This is a genomic window from Bifidobacterium sp. ESL0763 (assembly GCF_029433395.1).
Lineage (GTDB): Bacteria > Actinomycetota > Actinomycetes > Actinomycetales > Bifidobacteriaceae > Bifidobacterium.
On record NZ_JAQTHW010000002.1, the window covers coordinates 840641 to 859914 of the forward strand.

General features: G+C 65.6%; 16 protein-coding genes and 1 tRNA gene. 5 read left to right on the forward strand and 12 right to left on the reverse strand.

Going from position 1 to position 19274, the window contains the following annotated elements:
• Positions 1–171: 171 nt before the first annotated feature.
• The gene (locus tag PT282_RS04310) at positions 172–1299 is read right to left on the reverse strand and encodes a branched-chain amino acid aminotransferase (protein WP_277168324.1); all 1128 of its coding nucleotides are present in this window, start codon (positions 1297–1299) and stop codon (positions 172–174) included.
• A 206-nt stretch (positions 1300–1505) separates the two neighbouring features.
• Positions 1506–2174, reverse strand: coding sequence for a 50S ribosomal protein L25/general stress protein Ctc (locus PT282_RS04315; protein WP_277168325.1), 669 nt, complete (start codon positions 2172–2174; stop codon positions 1506–1508).
• A gap of 322 nt (positions 2175–2496) precedes the next feature.
• Here PT282_RS04315 and PT282_RS04320 point away from each other — a divergent pair, with 322 nt between their 5' ends.
• Together PT282_RS04320 and PT282_RS04325 are read left to right on the forward strand one after the other, a co-directional pair.
• The gene (locus PT282_RS04320) at positions 2497–3552 is read left to right on the forward strand and encodes an alpha/beta hydrolase (RefSeq protein ID WP_277168326.1); all 1056 of its coding nucleotides are present in this window, start codon (positions 2497–2499) and stop codon (positions 3550–3552) included.
• A gap of 168 nt (positions 3553–3720) precedes the next feature.
• Positions 3721–5763, forward strand: a complete 2043-nt coding sequence (locus PT282_RS04325; protein WP_277168327.1) for an AMP-dependent synthetase/ligase — start codon at positions 3721–3723, stop codon at positions 5761–5763.
• Between the two features lie 98 nt (positions 5764–5861).
• Here the strand turns inward: PT282_RS04325 and PT282_RS04330 are convergent, their stop codons facing one another.
• From PT282_RS04330 to PT282_RS04360, 7 genes are all read right to left on the reverse strand, one after another.
• Entirely contained in the window at positions 5862–6941 is a 1080-nt protein-coding gene (locus tag PT282_RS04330; RefSeq protein ID WP_277168328.1) for a GTPase Era, read from the reverse strand.
• Positions 6934–8364: a hemolysin family protein gene (locus PT282_RS04335; RefSeq protein WP_277168329.1), complete on the reverse strand. Its 1431-nt coding sequence runs from the start codon at positions 8362–8364 to the stop codon at positions 6934–6936. The genes PT282_RS04330 and PT282_RS04335 overlap by 8 nt, the downstream gene beginning before the upstream one ends.
• Positions 8365–8467: 103 nt before the next feature.
• Positions 8468–9058, reverse strand: coding sequence for an rRNA maturation RNase YbeY (gene ybeY, locus PT282_RS04340; protein ID WP_277168330.1), 591 nt, complete (start codon positions 9056–9058; stop codon positions 8468–8470).
• Positions 9055–10293, reverse strand: coding sequence for a PhoH family protein (locus tag PT282_RS04345; protein ID WP_277168331.1), 1239 nt, complete (start codon positions 10291–10293; stop codon positions 9055–9057). Before PT282_RS04345 ends, ybeY begins: the two co-directional genes overlap by 4 nt.
• A gap of 6 nt (positions 10294–10299) precedes the next feature.
• Positions 10300–10632 carry a histidine triad nucleotide-binding protein gene (locus PT282_RS04350; RefSeq protein ID WP_277168332.1) on the reverse strand — a complete coding sequence of 111 codons (333 nt, stop codon included), beginning with the start codon at positions 10630–10632 and terminating at the stop codon, positions 10300–10302.
• 122 nt (positions 10633–10754) lie between these two features.
• Positions 10755–11552, reverse strand: a complete 798-nt coding sequence (locus PT282_RS04355; RefSeq protein WP_277168333.1) for a 16S rRNA (uracil(1498)-N(3))-methyltransferase — start codon at positions 11550–11552, stop codon at positions 10755–10757.
• 157 nt (positions 11553–11709) lie between these two features.
• Positions 11710–11798, reverse strand: a tRNA-Leu gene (locus PT282_RS04360).
• A 357-nt stretch (positions 11799–12155) separates the two neighbouring features.
• Here PT282_RS04360 and PT282_RS04365 point away from each other — a divergent pair.
• From PT282_RS04365 to glgC, 3 genes are all read left to right on the forward strand, one after another.
• A complete protein-coding gene (locus PT282_RS04365) occupies positions 12156–13727 on the forward strand; it encodes a DUF2142 domain-containing protein (protein WP_277168334.1) in 1572 nt (523 codons plus the stop codon).
• A gap of 128 nt (positions 13728–13855) precedes the next feature.
• Positions 13856–14785, forward strand: coding sequence for an RNA methyltransferase (locus PT282_RS04370; RefSeq protein ID WP_277168335.1), 930 nt, complete (start codon positions 13856–13858; stop codon positions 14783–14785).
• 149 nt (positions 14786–14934) lie between these two features.
• Positions 14935–16176, forward strand: a complete 1242-nt coding sequence (gene glgC, locus PT282_RS04375; protein WP_277168336.1) for a glucose-1-phosphate adenylyltransferase — start codon at positions 14935–14937, stop codon at positions 16174–16176.
• 285 nt (positions 16177–16461) lie between these two features.
• Here the strand turns inward: glgC and PT282_RS04380 are convergent, their stop codons facing one another.
• The 3 genes from PT282_RS04380 to PT282_RS04390 all read right to left on the reverse strand — a co-directional run bounded on the left by PT282_RS04380 (position 16462) and on the right by PT282_RS04390 (position 19044).
• The gene (locus tag PT282_RS04380) at positions 16462–17016 is read right to left on the reverse strand and encodes a metal-sulfur cluster assembly factor (protein WP_277168337.1); all 555 of its coding nucleotides are present in this window, start codon (positions 17014–17016) and stop codon (positions 16462–16464) included.
• A 199-nt stretch (positions 17017–17215) separates the two neighbouring features.
• Entirely contained in the window at positions 17216–17770 is a 555-nt protein-coding gene (gene sufU / locus PT282_RS04385) for a Fe-S cluster assembly sulfur transfer protein SufU (protein WP_277168338.1), read from the reverse strand.
• A 2-nt stretch (positions 17771–17772) separates the two neighbouring features.
• On the reverse strand, positions 17773–19044 hold the full coding sequence (locus PT282_RS04390; RefSeq protein ID WP_277168339.1) for a SufS family cysteine desulfurase: 1272 nt from the start codon (positions 19042–19044) through the stop codon (positions 17773–17775).
• Positions 19045–19274 lie beyond the last annotated feature (230 nt).

The window sequence follows — 19274 nt, forward strand, 5'->3', positions numbered from 1 at the left end:
CACTCTGTTCGCATGCAATACTGTAATCCTTGGGTTTATTGCAGCGTTTCGTTGAAGCGGCGCAGCGATTCAGACCGAATCCGCACATACAAAGCGGCCTGCATCGTCTCCAAACCCAAGGAAACAATGCAGGCCGCTTCAAACCTCGAAGCCGGCAATCGGCGAAGCCGTTCAGCAGACCTTCCACATCCAGTCGTGCGGATCCTCGATCTCGCCGAGCTGGATGCCGAGCAGCTCGTTGCGCAGCTGCAGCGTGAGGTCGCCGGACTTGTTGCCGTTGACCTCGACGTCGAAGGTCTCGGACTTGAAGCGGCCGATCGGGGTGATGATGGCGGCGGTGCCGCAGGCGAAGACCTCGGTGACCTCGCCGGACTTGATGTCCTCCAAGAGGTCGTCGAGCTTGATCATGGTCTCCACGACGTCACGGCCGTGGTCCTGCGCCAGCTGGATGAGCGAACGGCGGGTGACGCCGGGAAGGATGTTGCCGGTGAGCGACGGGGTCTCCAGGTGGCCGTCCTTGTGCACGGTGAACATGTTCATGCCGCCGAGCTCCTCAAGGTAGGTCTTGGTGGCCGCGTCGACGAAGCAGACCTGCTCGCAGCCGTGGTCTGCGCCGCGGTACTCGCCCAGCAGGGACGCCGCGTAGTTGCCGCCGCACTTGGCGAAGCCGGTGCCGCCGGGGCCGGTGCGGAACCACTTGTCCTCCACCCAGATGCTCACCGGCTTGACGCCGCCCGTGAAGTAGGGGCCGGAAGGCGAGGCGATGACGCAGTAGTCGACGGTCTGCGGGGCGCGCACACCGAGGAACGCCTCGGAGGCGAACATGAACGGGCGCATGTAGAGCGTGTATTCGCGGCGGCTGGGCACCCAGTCGACGTCCTTCTTCACCAGCGCGGCGACCGAGCCGAGGAAGTCGTCCTCGGAGAGCGGCGGCAGGTAGAGGCGCTTGGCTGAGTTGGAGAAGCGCTCGGCGTTGGCGTCGGGGCGGAAGAGCCAGGTGCTGCCGTCGGCGTGGCGGTAGGCCTTGAGGCCTTCGAAGCATTCCTGGGCATAGTGCAGGACCGAGGCGCCCGGTTCCATCGCCAGCGGGCCGTAGGGCTCGACCTTGCGGTCGCCCCAGCCGCTGGACTTGTGCCAGACCATGTGGGTCATGTTGTCGCTGAAGAGCTGGCCGAAGGCGGGCTTGTCGATCAGCTGGTTGCGTTTCTCGTCGCTGGCCGGATGGGGGTTGGGCATGATGTCGAACGGCTCGGCGAGCTTGTTCAACGCTGTGGGATCATGATGGGTTTGCTCAGTCATTTTCACTTCTTCTTCGCGGTGACCGCCATGCGGCCTCTGGATCTGTTGTCGCCGTACGCTTGTGGCTGCGGCTTATGGTGCCACTGTGGCACACCGGGCGCGTGAAGTGGGTGGAATGGTTCACATAATGAAAAAGCCCACCCGAAGGTGGACTTTTCCGTCAGGCCCCAAGAGCGGGGCCCATGAGCTCGGATTGAGCGATGCCCTTACTTCTCCTCGGCGTCGCCATCGGCAGCGGCGGCGTCGCCATCGGCAGCCTCGCCCTCGGCACCCTCGGCGGCCTCGCCCTCGGCGCCTTCGGTCTCGGTGGCCTCGGCGGTGGATGCGGTGGCATCCTCGGGGATCTCGACGGAGACGACGGAGTCATCGTCCTTGATGTCGACGAGCTCGACGCCCTCGGGCAGCTCGAGGTCCTTGGCAAAGACCTTCTCGCCGTCCTGCAGGCCTTCGACGTTGGCGTCGATGCGCTCGGGCAGGTTGGCCACGTCGGCGCGGACCAGCAGGGTCTGCATGTCGACGAACGCGACGGCCGCGCCCTTCGGGGTGCCCACGGCGAAGACGGGCACGGTGACCTCGATCTTCTCGCCGGCCTTGACCTCGTAGAAGTCGATGTGCTCGACGATGCGCTTGACGGGGTTGCGCTGCACGTCCTTGACGACGGCGAGCTTGGAGTCCTTGCCGTACTCGATGGTGAACAGCGCGTTCGTGCGACGCAGCGCCAGGGTGGTCTCCTTCATCGGCAGCTTGACGAAGACGGGCTCGTTGCCGCCGGCGTAGATGGTGGCCGGAATCTGCTGGGCCACGCGCATGCGGCGGGCGACGCCCTTGCCGAACTCGGTGCGGACCTCACCGGAAAGCGTGATGGTGTTTGCCATGATGTGCTCCTTCATTGTTCCTTCGGTCCGGCGCGTACCGTGAAAACGGCATCGCCGACGACCGACTTAATTCATTGTGTTGTTTCGGCGCACCGATGCGCCGAAAGGAACGTCCGCAAGGCGGACACATCATTCAGCCCAGTCGATAACGGGAATCGCTTCCCCTCGCCAAAGCGCGACAGGCGTTCGGGCCGAAGCCCGGCACCCGCCAAAACAACTCTCTAAGTCTATCAGAGACGGCGACATTGCGCCAGTTCGCCGGCGACGCCTACCATGGGTGCATACGCTTTTTCATTCCGCGTCGCCATCGAAAGGGAGCCCCATGGTGCAACGATCCGCCGGCAGCAGATGGACCGGCCGTCTGCTCGCCGCCACCTCGCTGACTGCCGCGCTGGGCGCCGGCGCGACCTACGCCATGGCGGACCATCTGTTCAGGTCGATGATGGAGCCGGGACGCGGACGCCGGGGCGCAAGCGGTGGGATTGACGATGACGCCTGCGATGCCATTGACAACGGCGGAATCGCCGCAGCCTCGGATCGGACCGACCCCCATGTCGCCGAGGAGCGGACGGAGGCCACCCGATGGTTCGAGGAGGCGAAGCGAGAGGTCACCATCGGTGCGGCTGACCACACCAGGCTCACCGGATGGATGCTCGATCCCGACCGCGCCGATCCCCCGCGCCATCTCTATGCCATCTGCTGCCACGACTACCTGGGCGGACCGGCGGATATGGCCCTGTACGCACACCGCCTGGCGCGCCTCGGCTTCCACGTGCTCACCCCGGCCAACCGTGCCCACGCTCCCAGCGGAGGACGATATGCGGGCATGGGCCTGCTCGAGAACCGCGACCTGCTGCGTTGGGCCGAGGGGCTAGTCGCGCGCGACCGACAGGCGGGGATCCTGCTCTTCGGCGTCGGCATGGGCGCCTCCGCGGTGATGATGGCCGTGGGCGAGCGCCGCCTGCCCGGCAACGTCATCGCCGCGGTCTGCCAAGACGGCTACCACGACGCGTGGCGCCAGTGCGCGCACGTCATCCGCCGTTCCCGTCATATCCCATGGGCCTTGCGCGTGCCGGTGCTGCACACGCTGGACCTCATCACGCGCCGCCGCGCCGGCTACGGGCTGCGCGAGGCCGACTGCGGCCCCTCCCTGCGCCGCGTCCGCATCCCCATGCTCTTCATCCAATCCGGCGCCGACCGACTGGTCGCCCCGGCCAACCTCGACGGGAACTTCCGCGACTGCGCCAGCCCCACCAGACGCAAGCTGCTGGTCGCCGATGCGGGGCACGCGATGGCCGCCGCCGTCGATCCGAGGCGTTTTTGGAATACGGTCGGCTCGTTCGTCGCCCAGTCGTTCCGGCACACCTCGGGGTGCTGAAATCGTTTGCGCCACTGGCATCACATGTGCCCGCGCGGCGATGCGCGATAGCTCACAAAAGGCTCTATGACGCCGTTTCCTACGCTACCGTAAGGTGACGGGAGACGACGAATCCACTACTATCGAAGGTAACGAATAAACGAAGTCAAATTGTCGAGGAGTGCATACGTGTCCGTCATCAACTCGTTGAAAGAGCAAACGCTCAAGCTGAGCCAGAAGGCCTTCCACCTGGGCGGCGATTTCGTCCATCCGGTCAACAACGAGGGACCGGAATCCCCCGATTTCAACGATGACCGCCATCTGGCCGCCGTCAAGCCGGTCGACGTCTCGACGCTGCCGAAAAGCCACGAGTGGGGCCCCGGCTACCCCACCACGATCTACACCGACGAGGAAAGCGGACTGCTGACCGTCTCCACCGCCGGCAACGAGCCGCTCGACGAGGGCATGTCGATCTACGACCTCTACGCCGAGCGCGCCGAGCGCATGGGCGACGAGCCGCTCTACAGCTTCAAGTCCGACGGCCAGTGGGTCACCCGTACCGCCAACGAGTTCCTGGCCGAGGTGCGCGAGGTGGCCAAGGGACTGATGCACTACGGCATCGGCAAGGGCGACGGCGTCTCGTTCATGTGCCACACCTCCTACGAATGGGACGTGGTCGACGCCGCGGTCATGGCCGTGGGCGGCGTGCTCGCCACCATCTACGACACCGATTCCGCCGAGCAGATCCGCAACATCGTCAACAACTCCGACTCCCGTCTGCTCATCGTCGAGACGCTCGCCATGCGCCAGGAGGCCGACGGCGCCGTGGAGGACTGCCCCACGCTCGAGAAGATCTACACGCTGGAGTCCGGCGCTCTCGATGAGCTGAAGGCCTACGGCAAGTCCGTCGACGACGAGACGCTCGACCAGCGCATCGACTCGGTGAAGAAGACCGACCTGTGCTCCATCGTCTACACCTCCGGCTCCACCGCGGCGCCCAAGGGTGTGGAGATGACCCATGAGCACTACTGCACCACCGCGCTCAACCTGCGAGACTACATGCCCAAGCTGCTGAAGAAGAAGGGCAAGTCGGTGCTGCTCTTCCTGCCGCAGGCGCACACCTTCGCCCGCGCCGTCAACTACATCGTGGTGGCCAGCGACCTGCGCATCTACATCGCCGGCGGCATCAAGACGCTGATCGGCGACCTGCAGGTGGCCAAGCCCGCCGTCACCATCCTCGTGCCACGCGTGCTCGAGAAGGTCTACAACGCCGCCTCGCAGAAGGCCGGCCATGGCGCCAAGGGAGTCGCGTTCGCCGCCGCCGTGGTCGCCGCCCAGGAGTACGAGCGCCAGATGAGCGAGACCGGCCAGGCCAGCTTCGCCGCCCGCGCCCGCCGCGCCGCCTTCGACCCCATCGTCTACAAGTCGCTGCGCCAGGTGCTCGGCGGCCATGCCGAATGGTTCGTGGCCGGGGGCGCCCCGCTCGACCCGGAGCTGCTCGCCTTCTTCCGCGGCGCCGACGTGCCCGCCTATGAGGGCTACGGCCTCACCGAGACCACCGCGCCCTGCGCCTTCAACCCCAAGGGCACCCCGTTCCGCGAGGGCTCGGTCGGCGTGCCCTATCCGGGCTTCACGATCCGCTTGGCCGCCGACGGTGAGATCCAGGTCAAGGGCACCTGCGTCTTCCCCCGCTACCACAAGAACGACGAGGCCACCGAACTCGCCTTCACACCCGACGGCTGGTACGCCACCGGCGACCTGGGGCGCATCAGCGACGACGGCTTCCTCTACATCACCGGCCGCAAGAAGGACCTCATCATCACCGCCGGCGGCAAGAACGTGGCCCCCGGCCCCATCGAAGAGATCATCCAGCGCTGCGAGTTCGTCTCCCAGGCGCTCGTGCTCGGCGACAAGCGCCCGTTCATCTCCGCGCTCATCACCCTCGACGAGACCTCGCTACGCTCCTGGCTCGACGCCGCCGGCCTCGACCGCGACATGCCGATGGAGGAGGCGTGCGGCAACGCCGTGGTGCGCGCCGAGGTGCAGAAGGCCGTCGACAAGGCCAACGAAGGCGTCTCGCGCGCCGAGTCGGTGCGCAAGTTCATCCTGCTGCCCGAGGAGTTCACCCAGGAGAACGGGCTGCTCACCGCCTCGATGAAGGTCAAGCGTCCCGCGGTCATCAAGCGCTACGAGAAGCTGCTCGCCACCCGGATGTACACCAAGAAGAAGTAAGGCCTCAGCCCACTGATGCCAGCGGCCGGACGGCCATGGAAACGGTTCAATGAACCGCAACCGAGACCGTCCGGCCGTTGCCGTGTCTATGAGGCCGTTCAGAAACCGAGGCGCTCGAGCTGCTTGGGGTCGGACTGCCAGCTCTTCGCGACCTTGACGTGCAGGTCGAGCTTGGACTTCTGCCCGACGATGCGGTTGACGGCGGTGCGCAGCTTCTTCTTCACCCGCACCAGATGCTCGGCGCGGTGGCCGATGATGATGGGCTTCTGCGAATTGCGCTCCACGTAGATGGAGACCATGACGTGGGCCTTGCCGTCGGCCGTCTCGGGGTTGTCGGATTCGCCCGGGCGGTCGATGGAGTCGACGACCACGGCCAGCGAATGCGGCAGCTCGTCGTCCAGCTCCTCCAGGAACGCGCCGCGCACCAGCTCGGCGATGGTGTCCTCGGGCTTCTCCTCGGTGACCTGGTCGTCGGGATACATCTGCGGACCTTCGGGCATGTTGTCAATCAGCACACGCTTGACCTCGGCCACATTGTCGTGGCCCAGGGCGCTGACCGGCACCACGTCGGTGAAATCCGCGAACTGGCTGATCTCGATGAGCTTGGCCATCAGCTCCTGGCGGTTGAGCTCGTCGATCTTGGTGACGATGGCGATCAGCGGCACCTTCCAAACGAATTTGCCGTGCTCGTAGTCGCTTTCGTGCTTACCGTTTTGAGAATCGTTGCCGCCTTTGCCGGCACCGGCATGCTGCTTGCCGCTTTCACTGCCGTCCTTGACCTTGCGCGCGAACTCACCGCGCAGGCGGCTGAGGATGCGCTTGTCACCGGGCCCGATCTCCTGGTCGGCGGGCAGCAGGAACGCGACCTCCTGAACGTCAGAGAGCGATTCGTCGACGATGTCGTTGAGCCGCTGGCCGAGCAGGGTGCGCGGACGGTGGATGCCGGGGGTGTCGACCAGCACGAGCTGGGCGTCGTCGGTGGTGACGATGCCGCGGATGGCCTTGCGCGTGGTCTCCGGACGGGAGGAGGCGATGGCGATCTGGGTGCCCACGAGGGCGTTGATGAGCGTCGACTTGCCGACGTTCGGGCGGCCCACCACCGCGACGAAGCCGGAGCGGTAGGGCTTGCGTTTCGCGTCGGCGTGCTTGGCCTGATCGGTGTGCTGTTCTTCAGTCATGCGTGTTCGTGTCCTTTGCGTCGTTGGTGGCGTGGTTCGTGCCATGCTCGGTGTCGTTGTCATTGCTTTCGTCGGCGCCGTCACCGCCGTGCCGGAGCGATTCGGGTTCGACGACGATCATCGAGACCTTCTTGCGCCGCCCGGCCGAATCGGAGGCGGTGAGCTTGAGGCCGCGGGTCACGGCGCTCATGCCGACCAGCGGCACACGGCCGAGCAGCTTGGTCAGCAGGCCGTAGACCGTGTCGACGTCGTCCTCGTCGATGTCGACCTCGAAAAGCTCCTCGAGGTCGGCGATGGGCGTGCGCGCGGGCATCTGCCAGACGTGCTCGCCGATGCGCTTGGGGTCCTCGTGCTGCACGCGGTCGTGCTCGTCCTCCAGCTCGCCGACGATCTGCTCGATGGCGTCCTCGATGGTCACCAGTCCGGCGATGCCACCGTACTCGTCGACCACCACCGCCACGTGCTGGCGGGTGCGCTGCATCTCATGGAAGAGGTCATCGACCGGTTTGGATTCCGGCACGAGCATCGGATCGCGGCATATCGATTCCATGGTGCGGCCGCGGGCCTCGGGGTTGAAGGAGGTGGCGCGCACGGCGTCCTTGAGGTAGGCCATGCCCTTGAGGTCGTCCACGTCCTCGCCGATCACCGGGATGCGCGAGAAGCCGGAACGCGAGCACAGCTGCAGGAAGCGTTCGAGTGTCTCGTCGTCGTCCACGCAGATCATGTCGGTGCGCGGCACCATGATCTCGCGGGTCAGGGTCTCGGAGAGGGTGAGCACGTTGCGCAGCATCTCGGCTACCTCGGGGTCGAAGTCGTCGGCCTCCACGAGCCGGTCGATGGTGGCGCGCCCCTGCTCGCGCTGCATCTTCTCCAGCTCCTCGTCGTCGGAGAGCTCCTTCTGCTCCTCTCGGCGGCGCTGGGCGGTGTCCTGCCCGATCTTGGCGAACGGGGTGAGCGAGACGGCCAGCGAGATGACGCCGGCATAGCCCAGCATGACGTCAAGCGGCTTGGAGACGCCGGTGGAACGCGGGCGCAGCAGCACCGAGACCACGGCCACGACCAGCGCGAACACCACGCCGGCCACCAGCACGGCCCACAGCGGGGCGTCGAGCAGCATGGCGATGACGGCCACGAGCACGCCGTCGAAGACGTTGCAGAAGATCCTGAAGAAGGCGCAGGAGCCCGAGGTGGCGTGCCGGTCGACGATGAGCCGCTGGACCTTGTGGATCCTGGCGATCTGCTTGACCTGCGAGAAGTGGCCGAGCTCGTCGTCGGTCTGCACCTCGAGGATCCGGTTGTTGAGGCTGGCCCGGGTGACCCTCGGCACCGCCGATTCGCTGGAGGCCATGATCAGCGAAAGCCATACGAGCAATGCGGCGACCACGGCCAGCACGGCCATGGTCACTACCGTCAATGCGTCCATCTGCTATCAACGTTCCTTTCAGAAACCACTTCACAAACTGCGATTACGAAAACCTTGCGGGGATACCCCGTCCGGAAACCCTGTCCATCGGGCAGGTCGGCGATCATTCCCGCTTGCCTTCCTGTCCGCCTTCGAGGCGCCTCGCACCGCCCTTGCCGCCATTCCCGTCGCGGTTGTGCTCGGCGTCCCATCGGTCGAGCAGGTTCTCCGATCCGGGCGGCAGGACGGCGTCGTCGACCGATCGGCCGCGCACCGCGAAGAAGGTGAGCAGCAGCTGGCGCTGCAGGCCGAACATCTGCCGTTCCTGCTCCGGGTCGACGTGGTCGTAGCCCAGCAGGTGCAGGGTGCCATGGATGGCGAGGAGCATCATCTCCTCCATGGTGGAGTGTCCCGCGGCGGCGGCCTGCTGGCAGGCGACCCACGGGCAGATGACGATGTCGCCGAGCACGCCCTCCATGCTCACGCCGTCGACGCCGGGTCGCAGCTCGTCCATCGGGAAGCTCATCACGTCGGTGGGGCCTTCCAGCTGCATCCAGCGCAGGTGCAGCTGCGCGATCGGGTCCGGGTCGACGAAGAGGATGGTGAGGTCGGATTTCGTGCTCACCTGCATCCGGTCCATCACCCACAGCCCAAGCTCCGAGAAGATCTTGGGATCGATCCGCCAGACGGTCTCGTTGGTCACCCCGACGCTCACGCCGCTCCCCCTTGCTCGCGCTTGGCATTGGTGCGCTTCTCGTTGGCACGCCCGCCATTGCCACCCTCGTCTTTGCCGCCCTTGCCACGCCTCTGCCTGGCGGCGTCGCTGGCGTCATAGGCCTTGACGATCTTGCCGACCAGCGCGTGGCGGACCACGTCCTTGGCGCCAAGGTGCACGAAGGCGATGTCGTCGATGCCGCCGAGGATCGATTCGATGGAGCGCAGCCCGGAATTGGGCACGGTCAGGTCGATCTGGGTGACGTCGCCGGTGATGACCATCTTGGTGTTGAAGCCGAGGCGCGTGAGGAACATCTTCATCTGCTGGGCGGTGGTGTTCTGTGCCTCGTCGAGGATGACGAAGGCGTCGTTCAGCGTGCGGCCGCGCATGTAGGCCAGCGGCGCGACCTCGATGGTGCCGTCGGCCATATAGCGGTGCAGCTGGCCGGCGCCGAGCATGTCGGACAGCGCGTCGTAGAGCGGGCGCAGGTAGGGGTCGACCTTGTCGTTCAACGTGCCGGGCAAAAAGCCGAGGCTCTCCCCTGCCTCGACGGCCGGACGCGTGAGGATGATGCGGCTCACCAGCCCGTCGCGGAAGGCGCGCACGGCCTTGGCCACGGCGAGGTAGGTCTTGCCGGTGCCGGCCGGTCCGATGGCGAAGGTGATGGTGTTCTCCTCGATCGCGCCCACATAGAAGACCTGGCCTGCGGTCTTGGCGCGCACCGGCTCGCCCGCGGCCATGGTGATGACCCCGGGCACACGCGGCTTGCGGCGGCTTGCGCCCTCGGTTTCGGCGCCGGTGCCCGAAGACACGCGCGCACGCTCCGCCGACGCCTGGTTCGCGAACTCCTGGGTCACGGCATGTTCTGCCCCGCCGGACCTCACCGAACGGCCGTTGCCGGTACGGTGGCGCGACGCGGTACCCATCGTCTTCCTGCCGTCGAGCCCGACGTGCCTGCCGACCTCGCGCGCCTCGAGCATGCGGCGCACGTTGGCGGCCTGGACGGGCGACTGATAGGCGGAGTCGATGATCGTGGCGAACACGTCGGCGGCCTTGTCGGCCTCGACCTCGTCGCGCGCGGAATACGCGGATATCTGGATGCGGTTGCCCCGCACGAGCACGGCCACTTCGGGGAACGCGCGTTCCACCTCACGCAGCACGTCGTCGCCGGGCCCCAGCACCGCCACCGGGTCGAGGGTGGTGGGAATGGTGATGACTCGTTTCGCGCTTGCCACCCCTCGCTACTCCTCCAGCTTTTCGCCAGTGAGCACGTGGGCGTGGGCGTGCAGCACGGACTGGCCGGCGTCCTCGCCGGTGTTGAAGATCAGGCGGTAGGCCCCGTGGAACTCGCGGTCGGCGATGGACTGCGCCACCTCGACGATGTGGGCGAGCTCGGCCGGGTCGGACTTCGCCAGTTCGGTGACGTTGGCGCAGTGCGTCTTCGGCACGACCAGCACATGCACCTTCGCCTTGGGGTTGATGTCCTTGAACGCGTAGGTGGTGTCGTCCTCGTAGACCTTGTCGCTCGGGATGTCCCCGGCGATGATCTTGCAAAACAGGCAATCGTCAGCCATAATGCTCCTTGCTCAAAGCTTGCGGGGCACGATGCGCCCCTGGGATTCCATGCTATTAGCGTGCAAGGATATTGTGGCGCATCGTTTCGCCGTCCGCGCCACGAAGGCATCCGTGTGATATGTCAGGCGAAACGTCCCAGCGCCCGGGCCAGCAGCGAGAGCGCCACGGGGCCGGCCGTGGAGGCTCGCATGATGTTGCTTCCCAGCACGCAGACCTCGGCGCCCGCCTCGGTGAACCGCTCGATCTCGTCGTCGCCGATGCCGCCCTCGGGGCCCACCACCACGTAGACGCTCCTGGGCCTGCCGTCGTCGAGGCAGCGTTGCTCCATGGCGGCGACGCGCTCCTCCACTCCGGCCCAGGTGGTGGTGGCGTCCTGGTGCAGCACGACGACCAGGTCGCCATGCACGCACGCCCGGCGGCAGATCGCCACCACGCCCTTGCCGTTGACGCACTCGTCGAGTTCGGGCTTCCATGCGCGGCGGGACTGTTCGGTGGCGGCCACGAGCGTCTGGTTCCATCTGCGGTCGGTCTTGCCGGCCTTCCACTTGGCGATGGAGCGTTCCGCTTGCCAGGGGATCACCTCGTCGACGCCGATCTGCGTGGCCATGTCGACGGCGGCGGTGTCGTGGCCGGTCTTCGCGAGCGCCTGCACCAGCGCCAGACGGGTGACGGGGCGCGGCTCGGTGATGAAGTCGATGACCCTGGCCACCCCGTTGCCGCTGTCGACGATCTCGGCGTTGATGCGCAGGCCCTGCCCGTCGGAGAGCTGCAGCCGGTCGCCGGCCGCGAGCCTCATCGCGCCGATGGCATGACGTTTCACCGGTGCGGGCAGCTCGATGGTCCATCCGGCGTGCAGCGCGTCGCTGTTGAGCGGCACGTCGTCATGGTCGGGCTCGATGACATAGAGTGGGTTGGTCATGTGCCCACGATAACCGGACACGACAACAAGCGGGGGCGTTTTGTATATTACGTTTCGCTGAAACCGCGCCTTTTCGCCGCCTCCTTGCAGCGCCATGACGTTTGCGGATACAACAAGACCCCTTGGATTCCAAGGGGTCTCATGTCTTCGATTATCGTGCCCAGAACGGGAGTTGAACCCGTACTCCTGTAAAATTATAGGAACTAGCACCTCAAGCTAGCGCGTCTACCATTCCGCCACCTGGGCAGGTGTCGTCAAGCAACAGATAGTACTATACACCATGGCTCGAAAATCATGCAAAGGTGTGTCGCAGCGCCGCGCGACCTTCCGCAGGCGTATGGGAATCATGGGTTTCATCCCGCTTCTGCCCTACGGTCGATGGCTGCCGGCAAGCGTCGCCACGGCCATGGCATAGCGACAGGAAACGACGATGCGCACCGGCTCCATCCGATCTCCGACGACAGGTATCCACGACCAGGTATCGGCGCTCCCGTATATGCGCCACCTCGCTACCCCGACATCCGGCCGCCGGCCGTCGCATATCTTCGGCGACTGCCGATATAATCGCACGTATTACCGGCAAGTAGTGGAAGAAAGAAGACGATGGGCGCCCCGAAGCAGGAACAGGCACAAGCGCAGGCAGCGACGCGGCAGCGGTCGCGGACGAAGACCGAACCACAGGAACAGGCACACACGAACGGCAACGACGCCGAACCTTCGAAGGGCACGTCATCCAAGGCAATGTGGGCCAAACGAATCGCGTTGCTGCGCCGGCTCATGCCGCTGGTCACCGTGCTGCTCGCCCTGCTCATCGGCTCGTGGGGCATGCTGCGCACCCCCGCCGGCTACACCCCGGACGTCTGGCCGCACACCTACCGCATCTCGGCGATCATGAACGGCAGCAAGACCCATCACGTCGACTCGCAGATCGAATCCAGCGCGGGCAACGAGAACGTGGGCGGCAAGGTGAGTTGGAAATGGATCGACTACTCGCTTGAGCACGCCGACGTGACCACGCTGCGCCAGGACACCGTCGATGTCAGCGACGCGCGGGGCGAGGATGCGCCGTTCAACAACACCGCCACCAACAGCCCCGTGGTCTACGCCCCGCAGATCATCGGCTTCGGCATCGGCTCGTTGTTCAATCTCTCGGCGAGGGTGACCTACTACCTCACCGAGGCCGTCACCCTGCTGATCTGCTCGCTCTTCCTCGGGCTCGCGGTGGCGCTGCTGCCTGAGTGGCGCATCGTGGTGGGCCTGCTCATCCCCTTCCTCAACCTGCACTGCTTCATCTTCCCGGCAGAACTGTTCGCCATCTCCGCCGACCCCTTCACCCAGGTGATGTCGACGCTCTTCGCCTGCATGCTCTACCGGGCGTTCAAGCGGCGGATCTCCGCGCTCGGCGGTGTCGGGCTCGGCGTGGTCGGCGTGGTGCTGGCGATGTGCAAGTTCATCTACGCGCCGATCGTCGTGCTGGTCCTGCTCGTGCCGTTCTGGCAGAAGGGACTGGCCGCGCGTGAGGCGAATGCCGGTGACGCGGTTCCAGGCTCGCGCGACGACGGCGATGGCCACAACCGCATCGCAATGGCGGCCAAGGGCCTGCGGGCGCCGGTGCCGTTCAAGGCATGCCTGGCCATCATGGTGGTGGCCGTGGTGTGCGCGCTGGGGTGGCTCGCCTACTGGATGACGAGCAACGGCTGGTACACCAACGCCCCGGTGGTCGTCTCCTACGAGACCATGGTGGCCCGCAAGCACGCCATCCTCGCCAGTCCCTCGGGCTTCCTGAACGCCCTCGGCGCCATCATCTACGCCATCGTGCACGTCCAGACGCTCGGCGGGTTCTCGAGGAAGGCGGCGGCGCTGATCCTGGTCCTGCTGGCGCTGCTGTTCGTCGTCATGGTCGTGGCCACGTGCATGCGCCGCATGCGGGCACGCGAGCTGGTCTTCATCTGGCTGAGCTACCTGATGCCGGTGGGCATCATGCTGCTGACCTACCTGGCGCTCTACCTGCAGTACACCCCGGCCGGCATGGCGGGCGTCAACGGCATGCAATACCGCTACTTCCTGCCCATGGCGCCGCTGTGGATGCTCTGCGGACTGACCTGCCTGCGCGCGCTGGCACGTCCATCAGGCAAGCATTCCCCCGTTTCGGAACCCGCCGAAGCGACGAAGTAACGACAAGGCAGCGACGACCGGTGCCGACCGTATGCGCCGGACGGAGGCGACACTGGTAGAGTCGGATTCCGTAAGCGATAACGAAACAAACCCATCAGCAACCACGAGGAAAGCACGAGGCGAGACGCATGCGGATCATCAGCATCGAGTCGATCGACGACGAACGGGTGGCCGCCTACGTGAGCCTGACCGAGGCGCAGCTGCGCAACCGGCTCGAGCCCGAGAAGGGCATCTTCATCGCCGAATCCCCCAAGGTCATCGACCGCGCCCTGGCAGCCGGGCGCGAGCCGGTCTCGCTGCTGGTCGAGGAACCCTGGCTGGAGGGCATGGGCGACATGTTCAGGCGCATCGAGGCGCGCTGGGGCGATGACATCCCTGTCTACGTCGCCACGCCAGAGCAGCTGAAAAAACTGACCGGCTACCGGCTGCACCGTGGCGCGCTGGCGGCCATGCGGCGCTGGAAGCTGCCCACCGTCGCCGAGCTCTGCCGTGGGGCGCGGCGCGTCGCGGTGATGGAGGACATCGTCGACCACACCAACGTCGGCGCGCTCATGCGTTCGGCCGCGGCCCTCGACGTCGACGCGGTGCTGGCCACGCCCTCCTGCGGCGACCCGCTCTACCGCCGTGCCGCGCGCGTGTCGATGGGCACGGTCTTCCAGGTGCCATGGACCCGCATCGACGCCGAGACGCTTCCGGAACGGGACGGCGACGGCGATGCCGAATCCGAAAAGCACACCAAGCAGGAGGACCGGAAATACTGGCCGGCCCGTGGGCTCAGGGAGCTCAACGATCTCGGCTTCACCACCGTGGCCATGGCCCTGACCGACGACTCAATCAGTCTGGACGAGCTGACCCGGCGCCTGAACAACGATGCCGCCGAGCCCGACCACATCGAACGGCTCGCCCTGATCTTCGGCACCGAGGGTGACGGGCTGTCGCACCGCACCATCGCCAACACCGACCTGACCGTCAAGATCCCCATGAGCAACGGCGTCGACAGCCTCAACGTGGCCGCCTCGAGCGCCGTCGCCTTCTACGCCACGCGCGTGCGGCACTGACTGTGCTGGGACAAGTGGACTGAGCCAATCCTCCGCTTAACGCTTCGGCGGGAATCGACCGTCTTCTCACTCCGATAGAGTGAGGGCAGCGAAGCGGCAAGAGGATGGTGGACCACGAGGGTCCCTGCCATCGGTTCGAGGAGGTCGTCGTGGCGAAGAATCCCAAAGTGTTGGCGATAGTCCTGGCGGGCGGCGAGGGCACCCGGCTGATGCCCCTGACCCGCGACCGAGCCAAGCCCGCGGTGCCGTTCGGAGGCGTCTACCGGCTGGTCGACTTCCCGCTGAGCAACCTCGTCAATTCCGGCTACCAGCAGATCGTGGTGCTCACCCAATACAAGTCGCATTCCCTCGACCGCCACATCTCCAAGGTGTGGCGCTTCTCCCCGCTGCTCGACGCCTACGTCTCCCCCGTGCCGGCCCAGCAGCGGCTCGGCAAGCACTGGTACCTCGGCTCTGCGGACGCGGTCTTCCAGACCATCAACATCATCGAGGACGAGCGGCCGGACTACGTGGTCATCGTCGGCGCCGACCACGTCTACCGCATGGACTTCAACCAGATGCTGAAACAGCACATCGAGTCCGGGGCGAAATTCACGGTGGCCGGCATCCGCCAGCCCATCGCCTCCTCCGACCAGTTCGGCGTCATCGACGTCGACCCGGCGCATCCGCATATGATCCGTGGCTTCAAGGAGAAGCCGAAGACCACCGAGGGCCTGCCCGACGCCCCCGACCAGATCCTGGCCTCCATGGGCAACTACATCGCCGACACGGACGCGCTCTTCGAGGCGCTGGCCCGCGACGAGAAGGCCGAGAACACCAAGCACGACATGGGCGGCGACATCGCCCCCTACTTCGCCTCGCGCCACGAGGCCGGCGTCTACGACTTCAGCGCCAACGAGGTTCCCGGCGCCACCGAGTACGATCACGCCTACTGGCGCGACGTGGGCACCATCAGCCAGTTCTACGACGCGCACATGGACCTGATCGAGTACCGTCCGCCGTTCAACCTCTACAACCAGGACTGGCCGATATACACGCTCTCCGGCAACCTTCCGCCGGCCAAGTTCGTGCGCTCGGAGACCAACCGCATCGGGCGGGCCACCGAGTCCATCATCTCGCCGGGCGTCATCGTCTCGGGCGGCGACGTGCAGCATTCCGTGCTCTCGCCCAACGTGCGCATCAACTCGTGGTCGCAGGTCGTCGACTCCATCCTCTTCGACGGCGTCATCGTCGGCCGCCGCGCCCGGGTGTGCAAGGCGATCCTCGACAAGAACGTCATCCTGGAGGAGAACGCCACGGTGGGCATCGACCACGAGCACGACCGCGCCCGCGGGTTCGTGGTGCGCGACGGCATCACCATCGTCCCCAAGCGCACCGTCATCAGGGACTGAGCGGCCATCTGCCAAGCGTGGTCGATCGACGTGACGGTTGCCAGTTGGTGGACGACGACTTGGCCTACCACGACACAGAAGATTCACCATGGGTTTGCGGCATCGCTCAAGGCAAAAGCTTCAAATAGATGGCTAAGCCGCTTCCAGCCATCGGTTTGTAGCCAACACGCGGCAAGAAGCTACAAACCCATGACAAAATCGTTGCCTGTCAGCGTTTTGTAGCCGATAATCAGTTGACAGCTACAAAACGCTGACAGGCAACGGCATCACTCACATATATGACTGTCAGTACTTGGGCATGTTGTCGAAGTTGAAGCCGATGGCCTCGAGCTGCTCACGGCCTTCCGGGCGGATCATGTCGAGCGTCCAGCGCGGCTTCCAGGTCCAGTCAATGCGGAACTCCTCGACCAATCCGGCCAGGGTGGAGGCGCATTCGTCCTCGATGAGGTCGGTGAGCGGGCAGGCCGGCGTGGTCAGCGTCATCGTGATGATGGCACGGCCCTTCTCGTCGATCTCGATGCCGTAGACCAGGCCCAGGTCGACCACGTCGATGCCGAGCTCCGGGTCGATGACCTGGTGCAGGGCCTCGCGCACGTCGGCGGCCGTGGCACGCCCGATGTCGTCGATTGCCGTCAGCGGGATCTCGCCCTGCGGATCGCCGGCCTTGCCGCCTGCGGCCGTGGTGGCGTCCTGGCCGGTCGTTTCGTCGTCATTCAGATCGCCGACGGCTTGTGGATTGGCCATGGCCTGCCTGCCTTTCTCCTCGCTGCCCAGCGCCTTGGCGGCGGAGTCGAGCACCGACGAGGCCGGGGCGGGTACGAGATTGTCGTTGTCCGTCATGTTCTTTCCTTTGTGTTGACGTCATCATACTGCTGATCACCGTCATTGCCTTGCTGCCATCATTCCCACGGCATCATATGGATACGGCCGTTTGCCACTGTCTGACGTACATATTCCAACACCATCGGGAAAATATATCCAATCAAGCTCATCTGACGAACATATTCCAACAGTGTTCGACATCGGAACAGCCACGCCCTCAGCCCTTGTCCGCCGCCAGCGCCTTGGCCAGCGAGTCCTTGAGGCCGGCCCAGCCCAGTAGCGCGCACTTGATGCGCATCGGGTACTTGGAGACGCCTTGGAAGACGACGGCGTCGCCGATGGCCTCGGCGTCCGTGTCGTCGTCGAGCCCGGCGCCGCGCGACTTCATCAGCTTCTGGAAGATCGATTCGAGGCGCATGGCCTCGTCGACGCTCTTGCCGTCCACCAGGTCGACCATCATCGACAGGCTGGCCGTGGAGATGGAGCAGCCGCTGCCGTCCCACACCAGGCGCTCGATCCTGCGCGGCTCCTTGTCGGAGACCTCGACGTGGACGGTCACCTGGTCGCCGCAGGTCGGGTTGAACTGGTGCGACTCCCCCGGCGTGCAGTACTCGTGGCTGGCACGCACGGTGGTGTCGCCGCTGGCACCGCCCTCCTCCTGCGTCACGTCCACGGCGAAGCTTTCCTTGCCGTGCGGATGCTTGGAGGCATCGAGGATGACCTCCTGGTACATCTGCTGGAGGTCATCGTCACTCATACCGAAATCACTCATGCTCACACCTCAAAGAACGGACGGACTTTTGCTGCCACGTCGACGACCTGCTTCGCCTCGTCGACGGTGTTGTAGATGCCGGTGGAGGCGCGCGTGGAGGCGAAGAGCCCGAAGTGGCGGTGCACCGGCTGGGCGCAATGGTGGCCCACGCGCACGGCGATGCCCTGCGCGTCGAAGAACTGGCCGACATCGTGCGGATGCACGCCGTCGACGTCGAAGGAGACGGTGCCGACGCGATCCTTGGCGTCGGCGGGGCCGATGATCCTGAACCCGGGAACCTCGCCGATCTTCAGCAGCTCGTCGGTGATGGTGCGCTCGTGGGCCATGAGGTTCTCCATGCCGATGCCTCGCATCCAGTCGGCGGCCACGCCCGCGGCCACGACTTGGGCGACCGGCTGGGTGCCAGCCTCGAAACGCTCCGGCGGCGCCATGTACTGCGCCGGCTTATCCATCCAGGCGAGCTCGACCATCGACCCGCCGAAGCTGGCCGGCGGTAGCGCCTCGAGCAGCTCGCGCTTGCCATAGAGGAAGCCGACGCCGGTGGGCCCGTACATCTTGTGGGCGCTCCATGCGGCGAAGTCCACGTCCATGGCGTGGAAGTCGATCTTCAGGTGCGGCACGGACTGGCAGGCGTCGAGGATGAAGATGGCGCCGACCTCGTGCGCGCGCTTGACGATGGGTGCGATGTCGGTGATGGCGCCGGTGACGTTGCTGATGTGGGTGACCGCCACGACCTTGGTGCGCTCGGTGATGACCTCGTTGGCGGTGTCGGAGCGCACGCGCCCGTCGTCGGTGAGGTCGAACCACTTCAGGGTCGCTCCGGTACGCAGGGCCAGCTCCTGGAAGGGCAGCAGCACCGAATGGTGCTCGGCCTTGGAGACCACGATCTCATCGCCGGGACCAACGGCAAAGCGCTTGGCGGCCTCTCCCCCGCGTCCCAGCGAGGCGTTGCCGATGGCGGTGGCCAGCAGGTTGAGCCCCGCGGTGGCCCCGGCGGTGACGACGACCTCCTCTCCGCCCTCCTCATAGCCGGCGCCGACGAGCTTGGCGACCTTGGCGCGGGCCTGTTCGAAGGCGACGGTGCTGCGTGAGGCGAGCTCATGGGCCCCGCGGTGCACGCCGGCGTTGATGGTCTCGTAGAACTCGCTCTCGGCGTCGATCACGCACTGCGGCTTCTGCGCCGTGGCCGAAGAGTCGAAGTACACGAGCCGGTGCCCATGCACCTCCTGATCCAAAATGGGAAACTGCTTGCGAATCTCAAGGAAGTCAGTCATCTTTCCTTCTTCCCTCTTCTTAACATCCATACAACACCCGGACCGACGTGCCGGAGATCGGGATATGCCATTCTCGACACGCTCCGGGCCGCTCGGCCAAGTCATACGGTCGAGAACGGCATATCCCGATCTCCACCACTCAGCCAAATCCAACTCAATCGTAATCCCAGCAACAACCAAACGCGCCGAAGCTGGAACCGCAACTAAAGAGAGCGGAGCGCGGATTCCGA

Bases quoted from the DNA above. Each gene is read 5' to 3' on its own strand.
- PT282_RS04310 (WP_277168324.1), bottom strand. From the start codon at position 1,299: ATGACTGAGCAAACCCATCATGATCCCACAGCGTTGAACAAGCTCGCC.
- PT282_RS04315 (WP_277168325.1), bottom strand. From the start codon at position 2,174: ATGGCAAACACCATCACGCTTTCCGGTGAGGTCCGCACCGAGTTCGGC.
- PT282_RS04320 (WP_277168326.1), top strand. From the start codon at position 2,497: ATGGTGCAACGATCCGCCGGCAGCAGATGGACCGGCCGTCTGCTCGCC.
- PT282_RS04330 (WP_277168328.1), bottom strand. From the start codon at position 6,941: ATGACTGAAGAACAGCACACCGATCAGGCCAAGCACGCCGACGCGAAA.
- PT282_RS04335 (WP_277168329.1), bottom strand. From the start codon at position 8,364: ATGGACGCATTGACGGTAGTGACCATGGCCGTGCTGGCCGTGGTCGCC.
- PT282_RS04350 (WP_277168332.1), bottom strand. From the start codon at position 10,632: ATGGCTGACGATTGCCTGTTTTGCAAGATCATCGCCGGGGACATCCCG.
- PT282_RS04355 (WP_277168333.1), bottom strand. From the start codon at position 11,552: ATGACCAACCCACTCTATGTCATCGAGCCCGACCATGACGACGTGCCG.
- PT282_RS04365 (WP_277168334.1), top strand. From the start codon at position 12,156: ATGGGCGCCCCGAAGCAGGAACAGGCACAAGCGCAGGCAGCGACGCGG.
- PT282_RS04370 (WP_277168335.1), top strand. From the start codon at position 13,856: ATGCGGATCATCAGCATCGAGTCGATCGACGACGAACGGGTGGCCGCC.
- PT282_RS04380 (WP_277168337.1), bottom strand. From the start codon at position 17,016: ATGACGGACAACGACAATCTCGTACCCGCCCCGGCCTCGTCGGTGCTC.
- sufU (WP_277168338.1), bottom strand. From the start codon at position 17,770: ATGAGTGATTTCGGTATGAGTGACGATGACCTCCAGCAGATGTACCAG.
- PT282_RS04390 (WP_277168339.1), bottom strand. From the start codon at position 19,044: ATGACTGACTTCCTTGAGATTCGCAAGCAGTTTCCCATTTTGGATCAG.